The sequence below is a fragment of the Nostoc sp. genome (assembly GCF_036917195.1).
Lineage (GTDB): Bacteria > Cyanobacteriota > Cyanobacteriia > Cyanobacteriales > Nostocaceae > Nostoc.
In genome coordinates this window covers 22,470-31,095 of record NZ_JBALDG010000037.1, presented here as the reverse complement: position 1 = coordinate 31,095, position 8,626 = coordinate 22,470, and the positions used below count along the sequence as shown (strand labels likewise).

Genomic DNA, 8,626 nt, shown 5'->3' with positions numbered 1-8,626 from the left:
GATGTGGCGCTAACTTTTGGTGCGATCGCTGTTTCGCCAGTCTCAGGTGATGTGGCGCTAACTACTGGTACTTCACCAATTTCAGGTGATGTGGCAGTAATTTTTGGTGCGATCGCTGTTTCGCCAGTCTCAGGTGATGTGGCGCTAACTTTTGGTGCGATCGCTGTTTCGCCAGTCTCAGGTGATGTGGCGCTAACTACTGGTACTTCACCAATTTCAGGTGATGTGGCAGTAATTTTTGGTGCGATCACAGTTTCACCAATTTCAGGTGATGTGGCAGTAATTTTTGGTGCAATCACAGTTTCACCAATTTCAGGTGATGTGGCAGTAATTTTTGGTGCAATTACAGTTTCACCAATTTCAGGTGATGCGGGGCTAATTTTTGGTGCAATCACAGTTTCACCAATTTCAGGTGATGTGGCAGTAATTTTTGGTGCAATTACAGTTTCACCAATTTCAGGTGATGTGGTGCTAACTTTTGGTGCAATCACAGTTTCACCAATTTCAGGTGATGTGGTGCTAACTTTTGGTGCAATCACAGTTTCACCAATTTCAGGTGATGTGGTGCTAACTTTTGGTGCAATCACAGTTTCACCAATTTCAGGTGATGTGGTGCTAACTTTTGGTGCAATCACAGTTTCACCAATTTCAGGTGATGTGGTGCTAACTTTTGGTGCAATCACAGTTTCACCAATTTCAGGTGATGTGGTGCTAACTTTTGGTGCAATCGCTGTTTCACCAATTTCAGGTGATGTGGCAGTAATTTTTGGTGCAATTACAGTTTCACCAATTTCAGGTGATGCAGTGCTGATTTTTGGTGCAATCACAGTTTCACCAGTCTCTGGTGATGTGACGCTAACTACTGGTACTTCACCAATTTCAGGTGATGCGGTGCTAACTTTTGGTGCAATCACAGTTTCACCAGTCTCAAGTGATGTGGCGCTAACTTTTGGTGCGAGCGCTGTTTCACCAATCTCAAGTGATGTGGCGCTAACTTTTGGTGCGAGCGCTGTTTCACTAATCTCAGGTGATGTGGCGCTAACTTTTGGTGCGAGCGCTGTTTCACCAGTCTCTGGTGATGCGGTGCTAACTTTTGGTGCGAGCGCTGTTTCACCAATCTCAAGTGATGTGGCGCTAACTTTTGGTGCGAGCGCTGTTTCACCAGTCTCTGGTGATGCGGTGCTAACTTTTGGTGCGAGCGCTGTTTCACCAGTCTCTGGTGATGTGACGCTAACTACTGGTAGTTCACCAATCTCAGGTGATGCAGTGCTGATTTTTGGTGCAATCACAGTTTCACCAATCTCAGGTGATGTGGCGCTAACTTTTGGTGCAAGCGCTGTTTCACCAATTTCAGGTGATGCGGTGCTAACTTTTGGTGCGAGCGCTGTTTCACCAGTCTCAAGTGATGTGGCGCTAACTACTGGTACTTCACCAATTTCAGGTGATGCGGTGCTAACTTTTGGTGCGAGCGCTGTTTCACCAGTCTCAAGTGATGTGGCGCTAATTTTTGGTGCGAGCGCTGTTTCACCAATCTCAAGTGATGTGGCGCTAATTTTTGGTGCGAGCGCTGTTTCACCAATCTCAAGTGATGTGGCGCTAACTTTTGGTGCGAGCGCTGTTTCACCAATCTCAGGCGATGTGGCGCTAACTTTTGGTGCGAGCGCTTCTGACTCTGCACTGGGCAAACTAGATGGTAACTCAGAATTTAATTGCAGATCATCGTTAGCAATCTTCCTGAACAAAGTCGATTTCTCTTCAACACTAGGCGAAATGGATGCCGTTATGGTAGGCGTTATACTACTAACAGAATCATTATCACTTGTAGTATTGTCTGAAGCAATATGCCGTTGTAATTTGGGGATATCAGAATTAGCCTCAACAGGCAGAGGCTCATCTGATCCTAATAAGCTATCTTCATTACGATTAATAGGAATGTTACTTTCATCAACAAATGGAGCAACATTCTTAGGCGCTGATGATTTGACTGTTTTTTTAGTCTTAGATTTCGGGTTTGACTTTTTTTCTGGTGGCTGTTGAGATTTATTTGTTTTTGTTGATTTAGATTTACCTTTAGTATTTAGTTTTTGTGAGGTATCATTACTCGTATTTTTTTCAATGCGAGTTGGCATTATCTCTGGAATACTGTCTTGGACTGATTCACTACTATTAATATTACTATTTTTTAGTGAACTTATTGAATCAGAAGAATCAAACTCAACTAATGGAAACTCACTATTTATACCCTGAGTCTCCCCATTATCCCAATCTATTAATGGTTGTATCGTCGATTCATGTTTACGAGATAATAAAAATTTAGATGATGTGACTAATGGTGGTTTAGTTTGTATGGGACTGATAATATTACTTTGTGAATGCAGGGAATTAGACTCTTTTCTTAATAACATTTTGTGAGGATAAGATAAAGATGATCTTACCCCCAGTGGATGAACATTATTTCCTAGTGGAGATTGAATAATTTGCATAGTTATAGTTGAAAAATAGCCAATTAACTAGAAGGGAAATATCCTGTTTCATCTCGTTCTACAGAATTGCCTCCTCCTGAATCTCTGGCAACTTGTAAACCTTCATAAGCCAAAGTTAATTCTTCAATAGCAACTGCCATTCCATCTGCTTGTAGTGCAGGTGTTGTCCAGCCTGTAGGAATAGCACCAATCAAAGTCCAACTCATCATCGTTTCACCAGCTTGATTGAAAATCAAAATATTGACATTGCGTCGAGATGTTTCCTCTGTTTCATCAAAAACTGTATTCATCCAGTTCCAAAAACCTGGATGATCGGTAAGTCCACGTTTAAGAGTTATGTCTGCAAATTCTGTATGACCTAAATAAATTCTTTGCTGGTCGTTAACACCACCTTCGTAAAAAACATTTTTCTGAATTTGAACACTTAATCCTGAACATTCAGTGAAAGATGCAGCAATAGAACTGTCTATTTCTACATAGAAACGATTAGTAGTGACATAATTGTATTCGTGGTCAACGTCGCCTTTAGCAAGGGTATTAGGAATACCTGCTGCATCTAATCCCCTTCCGGCCAAATTTTCGATACCCATCACAACCACCTTTGGGAACTATAATTACCTAGCCTTTCGTGCTGCGATCGCAAGTCTTCTAGCAAAAGTTTATACACGTGCTCTGTGAGTTGGTCTAAAAGCAGTGAGTCGTTGAGATATTTAGTTGCCGTTTTAGTCACCTTACTAGTATCAGATGACGTTGAAACCCCGGCGTAGCCAGCAGTACCGCCAACATCTCCATTGAACGTGAAAAAAGTTTGTTGCTGTTTTGAGTCCATAAAAAAATCTCTCCTAGAATTAAGGCTAAAGGTACTGCATCAGAATCAAAAGTAGCCAAAAGTCGAACTTCGTCTTTGCCTGGATTTAGACTATGGGTGAATTGTATTAAAAATGCGATCGCTATACTCTAGATATATGATCAATCTAGCAAATATTCATCTACTTACTGCTTGGGCATCAGGAGAAAAAAATGGGAGAACATGTAAACCAGTCCAAAAAAGCTACCACTACTTCCTTCTCAATACCATCTCTCAAACACCGGATACCCGGCTTTGGTTTAGATTCTCCACAAGCTTCACCCCAAGCAGTTCCATTGGAGCAACCCCTGAATAAACCTCTCACCCACGACATTAGTCGAATACCCCTGCATCGTCCCCAAGCAAAACTGACAATTGGGGAGCCTGGAGATAAGTATGAACAAGAAGCTGACGCGATCGCAAATCAAGTTATGTCTATGTCAACCGTGGAACCAGAGATGGGTACAAAAGAACAGACAGACTCACAAGTACCCTCTCAACCTCAGGCTGCTGGGATAACTCCCTTAGTCCAACATAAAGCAATACCATACAGCGATCGCAGTTTGCAAGCAACTAGTGATTTTGAAAGTCGGTTAAACAGGGCTAAAGGTGGGGGAAGTCCTCTTCCTAGTGATGTACAAACCTTCATGGAAGCTGGTTTGAGAGCTGATTTCTCAGATCGGCGGGCGCATACAGATTCCGAATCAGTGCAGATGAACAAGGAGATCGGTTCAGAAGCATTTGCTAGTGGTAAGCATATTTTTTATGGTCAGGGAAATTCACCAAAGAAGGATTTCTTGACACTTCATGAAGGGGTTCATACATTGCAACAAAGTGGGGATGCGGTGCAGCAGACGGTGAGTCTCCAGGTTATTCAGAGAATGCCATCAAAAAACAAGTCAAAGAAGAAAAAAGCAGAGCAAAAAGATCCTGGAGCTTCTGCACAAGGGACAGTAAAGGAAGAAGAGCAAAGTCCTACCCAAACTACAACTGCGGCATTACCTTCTGCACAAATTGAGCAAGAACAAGCAGAGCAAACTTCTCCCCAAACTCCAAATGAGGCATTAAGCATATTTAAGAAAAAGCTGGATATGTTGGGGGAACAAATGATAGAAACTCAGGGAAAAATAGGTAATCTTATAGACGAAACAAAGAAAAATGACAAATTAGATCAATTAACTAGAATAATAGATTTAATGTGGGAGCGATATGACAAATCACAGGGCAATTATAAAGAACTTGAAAAAAGACAAAAAAAAATTACTATTATTAGTAATTTGATACCGCAACTAGAAGCACAAATTTCTAAACTAAAATTAAATCCGTCTGATGATGAATATCATGAAAGACAAAATTTGCTAGAAAAAAGATCAGAAGAAGCTAGTGATTTGCAGGAAGATTTTTTTAATTTGTATAATGAGCAAATTGTCAACTTAGATAAATATATTGAATTTATAAATAACACTCAGAGAAAATTCAATATAAATGATCAAATAAAAGAAAATTGGGACTTAACAGAAAAAGAATTTAAGAAAATTACTCAAGAAAATGTATCATTGTCAACGGAAGCAAAAGATGAGTTTTTAAATTTTGAAGAAAATTCTCGTCAAAGTTTAGGAAAAGACCAGCAGCAAATGATAGAAAAATTAAGTGATGCCAAGGAAGCAGAATTCCTAGATCAAGACATTGTAAATCAAGTCGAAAATAATTTTAATAATTGGATAGATGAGCGTTCTGAGAAAACTACGTCTACTAAATTTAAAAAGCAACAAAAAAATCGACAGCAGAGAATAGAAAAATTTATTAGAGATTATAATTCAAAAAAAATAGACTTTAGAGAATCGAAAAGAGAGTTAGATCCACTAATTGGTAAATTAAATAGAGGAAGGATCAAGCCGTCTGAGACAAAGGAACTGGAAGAGAAGATATTGAATCATATTGAGGTTAGAGGACAATTTATTAATGCTCATCAAAAATATGAATCTGAGATTAAAGGAAATATTAATTATTGGAATAATGCCTATGAAATAAGGCAAAAAGAGGTTTTAGAAAGTGTAGATAATCTTCGTACTAGTTTGAGTAATATATATAATAGTTTGCAAGAACAAATTGCTCAGGCAACGAGTTTGCAAAACACAGAAGATGATATCTTAAATGAAGATGATATCTTAAATGAAGATGATTTTTTAAATGAAAATTTTGATGATTCTCCAGAAATTGAGCAGCCATTTGAATTAGCAGGCAAGTCGAAAAAAGGAAAGACCGTTTCAGGAAAAGCTGTTAAAAAAGAAATACCCAAAGTAAAGTATGATCGCAATGGTAGACTTGATAAAAACGCTGGAAAATATCAAATGAATGGCATCGGCCTTGTACGAATGGTAAAGGATATTGAATTGGTGCGAGTAGAATTTGATCCCCAACTCAAAATGGAAGAGCGCAATAAGTTGTATGAAGATGCGTCTTTCGAGTTAAATGGTAGGAAATACCGATTTGATTTATTAAACTCAGGAAATAAAAACTTCGCTTGGGCAGTAGAAGAAGCCAAATTTGATATTGGTGCTAAGATTCATCCTTTCGACGAGGCAGTTGCCTACACGCGACAGGCTTTACTCACCACACCACAAGCTGTAACTGGTGACTCTAAAATAAAGGGTGCTGCTGTCAAAGATAAAACACCGTTTACTTTGGAAAAGATAAAAGATATTACATTGATGGTCGGTGATGGTTGGGGCTTTATTAAAGCTTCCCGTGCCAAAAATCTGATTTCAATAATCAAACCGGAAAAGTCATCCAAAGCGGAAAATTCATCAACCTCTACGCCTAATAAGCAACCTCTTCCTAACACTCAAATGCTTCAATGGCTACCCCAAGACAACAAATTGATTTTTGAATTGGTGGAAAGTGGCATCAAAGATTTGTTGCCAACATTAGATGGAACTGCAATAGATCAGAGTATCCAAAATATGCCAAATGAAAAGCTTTTTCGGGCAGTAACCACTGGCAACTTTCCTGTAAGGATCGGGACTGCCATGCCTGTTCCTGGAGAAGAGGTCGTATTACCGCCAAATATGGCTTTGCCTGATAATACTAAAGTGGCATTACACCGTAACCCGGCGGATACAATGAACTGGACAACAGGGCGTGTCGGTGCTTCCAAAAACCCCCTGTCTGAATTTATCGGCCAGATGACTGCTTTGCAATACCGTTGGACAGGACAAGAATTAGGTCATGATTCGCCACCGTTTGTTTTTTTTAAAGGATTGTTGGGCGTAATTCCAGATGAGAATTGGCCTTCTAAATATAAGGGAGTAGAGATCGTAGTTTGTAGTGAAGACCGCAAAGTCGATGAAAAATGGAAACAAACAGCAGATATCGACAAAGCCAAAACAACGGAGACACAATTTACTATCCAGGGTGATTTGGCAGTTTCCAAACTTATCGACCCTGGTAGCTTAATTGGAGTAGGGTCAAAGATGATGAAAGACTTATCTGGAGATTATGACGGCGATCAAGTACATGCGCTGGCACAATCAGATAGTCCGGCTCTTTTCCACCAGATAGAGTTACAAGAACAAAATAAAATTTCCAACCCGAAGCTCGATAAAGACCGAAAATTTCCGAAATCAAATGTTTCTTCTCCAGCAACAAGAAGCCTTGCACCCCGCCTTCTAGACATAGTACTTGGAGACCATTTAGTAGGTATATGGTCAACTATTGCTGATTTGTTGAGTACAGTAAATCCTACACGCTTAGAGAGTCAAGAATTTCTAGAAAAGATTGGTGAGCTAATCATTGAAAAACCTTTGCAGAATAAACAAGAGCTTTGGCAGTATGTAGGATTGGGTATTAAAGCAGGTACAGATTTAGCGAAAACCAATCTAGAGCGGACTGAATTTTTAGGCAGAAAGCTGACTGCACAACAGTTGCTAGAAGAAGGAGTAAAACTTCGGAAATATTTGGCGAATAGAATGAAAAAAGGAGGCTTAGGCTTAAGTAGTCCTCATAAACGAAAAAATTCACCATCGATAGCTAATGATATCAAAAAAGGAAAAAGATTACGTGTTGTTTACAGTGAAAAGTCTGGCAACTTAAGTGTCCGCAAGGGGCATTACGGAAATTTGTTTGAAATTATGCTTGCTATGGATTTGCATTTGGATAGAAGTAGAAATAACCAGAGTTTTAGTTATAAGGGAGAATTAGTTCCGGGAGAGCAACAGAGAGGGACAACTGCTCTTAAGAATGCACGTAAACAAAGAGGCGAAATAACTAATCAAGATGAATACATCTTGAAAATTTACGAAATATTGGGTAATTTAAAACAGATCCTTCAGTCCAATCGCGAAGAAAACAAACACGCCAGAGAGAATGGTAGTCTTTGGATGCTGCTGGCAATTAAGGAGCTTCAACCTGCGAAAATAGGGCAGGATATACGCAACTCATCTCAAAATCCAGCAGATGATTTGCAGCTAGCAGAGGATTTACAGACCAAGTATGACAAACTGCTGAACAATATCCAAAGCTTATGGGAAAAATTTACTAATAACAAGGATAGTGATAATGAAGATAGTGAAACTGATGAAACACAACAATCACTGACAGGGCAAGAATATAAACCTAAACCCACTGGGAATCCTGGTTACATATTATCCCCCCAAGTACAACAAACATTAAAACAGTTGCACTTAGAAAATAAAGATATTAAGCCTGATGGTGATTGTTTGTACAGTGCTCTCATAAATATGGGTGCACCCTACACTTCTGTTCGCGATTTCCGTAATGCTTTAGTTGAATTTGCCAGAGATGAGTTTGAGACAAATGATGTTCTCCAAGGGCTTATAACAGAAACTTATCAAAATCCATCTCAGTTTATGCGGGATATTGGCACTATGAGGGCTTTCAGTGACGAAGCTAGCAATGTTGCGCCAACACTGATCGGTATGCTTTTGCAGGCTAACATTATTGTCATCAACGCCGATGGCACCACTACAAACGCATCTTCCGGTGCAGGAAATAACACCTATTATCTGGTGCGGTTTAATTCTCCTGGTGCTCCACCTCATTTTCATGCTACTAAACGGGGGTAGCTGGGGTAGAAAAAACTCCGATTTTTAATTGGCTGGGAAATTAAGTAAAACCCATGCTGTATAAGAAATACACCCATTGTTGGGAAGTAGCAAGTGCCTAACTTCCCCAGCCTCGCCAGCCCTGCTACCTCACAAAATCGTATTGCTTTCGGATGAGCCGTGGAATCACTATACTAAGCAGTGTACTAGACAAAACAAAAGAAACTGTATTT

General features: G+C 39.7%; 3 protein-coding genes and 1 pseudogene. 1 reads left to right on the top strand and 3 read right to left on the bottom strand.

Translation table 11 applies throughout. The annotated features are described in order from the left end of the window. The 3 genes and pseudogenes from V7K40_RS13115 to V7K40_RS13105 all read right to left on the bottom strand — a co-directional run. Positions 1-2,483 (bottom strand): annotated as a pseudogene (locus V7K40_RS13115) (hypothetical protein); the annotation flags it as partial. 23 nt (positions 2,484-2,506) lie between these two features. Next, positions 2,507-3,073 carry a phage tail protein gene (locus tag V7K40_RS13110; RefSeq protein WP_334960172.1) on the bottom strand — a complete coding sequence of 189 codons (567 nt, stop codon included), beginning with the start codon at positions 3,071-3,073 and terminating at the stop codon, positions 2,507-2,509. After that, positions 3,073-3,312: a hypothetical protein gene (locus tag V7K40_RS13105; RefSeq protein WP_334960170.1), complete on the bottom strand. Its 240-nt coding sequence runs from the start codon at positions 3,310-3,312 to the stop codon at positions 3,073-3,075. Before V7K40_RS13105 ends, V7K40_RS13110 begins: the two co-directional genes overlap by 1 nt. Before the next feature lie 191 nt (positions 3,313-3,503). On the opposite strand from V7K40_RS13105, the gene V7K40_RS13100 reads away from it, so the two are divergent. Next, the gene (locus V7K40_RS13100) at positions 3,504-8,414 is read left to right on the top strand and encodes a DUF4157 domain-containing protein (protein ID WP_334960168.1); all 4,911 of its coding nucleotides are present in this window, start codon (positions 3,504-3,506) and stop codon (positions 8,412-8,414) included. The last annotated feature ends 212 nt before the right edge of the window (positions 8,415-8,626 follow it).